General features: G+C 37.7%; 1 protein-coding gene and 1 pseudogene. Both read left to right on the top strand.

The window, feature by feature from the left end:
• Nucleotides 1–138: pseudogene (locus ELS82_RS24840) on the top strand (IS3 family transposase); the annotation flags it as partial.
• Between the two features lie 171 nt (nucleotides 139–309).
• Nucleotides 310–1,200: a hypothetical protein gene (locus ELS82_RS24835; protein ID WP_134837752.1), complete on the top strand. Its 891-nt coding sequence runs from the start codon at nucleotides 310–312 to the stop codon at nucleotides 1,198–1,200.
• Nucleotides 1,201–1,534: the final 334 nt, after the last annotated feature.

Here is a 1,534-nt window from a genome sequence, read left to right as displayed (position 1 = left end):
GCTTGGCAAAGTGTTGTTGGCTATATCATCAGATATTACAGCCAAATCAGGCCGCACCAGTATAATGGTGGCCTGACTCCGAATGAGTCAGAAAGGCTTTACTGGAAAACTTACAAAACTGTGGCCAATTTTAGTTGACCACTACATAATGACATTCTTGACAGTAGCACCTTCCTGTCAGAAGTTACGGTTTCACCGTTACTTCTGACACTATTTGCAATTACGTATAATTCACGACAGTTTAAACCAGATAGCTTATCAGAATTTTATAGTCTCATCTTTCCCACGATGCTTTATAGGCATGACCGAATGAAAGTTGGTTTCGAACGTCAGAGAAAATCAAACCTCACAGACTTTCAGATGCAAAAAGTGTTTGATTCGCTAAGCTTCCTTTCATTGCAGGATAACAGCACTCGCTTTAGTGCTTATAAATTTGGATCTTATCTTTCTAAGGTTATAAAAATTGAAAGGCTGAAAGAAAATTTGGAAGACCTTTTGATTGCAGATATATCTGACATTACAGCTCTCATTGTCAAAGATGGATACGATGACTATTCATATACGCATAAAAGTATTCAAGAGTACTTTGCGGCTGTTTTCATCAACCGACTACCCGAGGAGAAAAAATCTGCTTTTTACAACATGATTGTTAATAAACAAGATGAGTTCACAAAATGGCAGAACTCGCTAGCATTCTTGGAAACCGTCGACCAAAGAAACTATTTAAAGTACTTCTTAATACCATTTAAGAAAAAGCTATTACGATTGACGGAGAAGAACACTGTTAAAATGACTTATGCTCAAGTAATGCAATTACTCGGTGAAGACACTCGAGTTTTAGTTACAGAAGATGGTGATATAAAGAGCTTTTACTGGGGTGATACTGCAGTGTCTGTACTTTACAAGTCATATTCTGACTTTGCAAAGTCCAAATTGGAAAATTATCTCGTCTCGATTCGTGGAGAAATTTGTGATGTGATCTCATTCTCAGATACTTATGATTATGACAACTGCCGTACAGATGATGGTGATTTTTTAATCCATCTAGATTACATGGTTCAACATGTGAGCCATCAAGTAATGTTGACCTCATTTATTTCTAGAGAATTTGATAACAGCAGATTTAAACGGGAAATTATTGAACTTGAAGAAGAGCTTAATTTAGTCGATACCTATACGGATGATATTTTGCCTTTTTAAGTTGCCGCCTAACAATAAATTTAAGAGTGATTCACAACGCTCGGCGCTCTCACTTCAAGTCAGTTCAGTGTTTATGGCACAATGCTTTAGATAAGGTGTCAGCGTTGTTCACACCTTAATTTGGCGTTATGTTTACCTGTATTTCAATGGCTTAAATATCTTAGGCTCAAGTTCTTTGTCCCTCAGACGATTCGTCCCTAGTAGACTCAGCAAATCCGCATTGTCGGCMTAARTTCTTGAACTTCTTAGGCCGTAAAACATGCAAATATTCGTGGGTTGCTTCATTGTCAGGGCGAGTAGGCTAGGTTTATGTTTCTCTGGCTTAAAGTTGCTG

The organism is Vibrio ouci, from assembly GCF_004551525.1.
Lineage (GTDB): Bacteria > Pseudomonadota > Gammaproteobacteria > Enterobacterales > Vibrionaceae > Vibrio > Vibrio ouci.
This window is presented reverse-complemented; position numbering and strand designations above follow the sequence as displayed.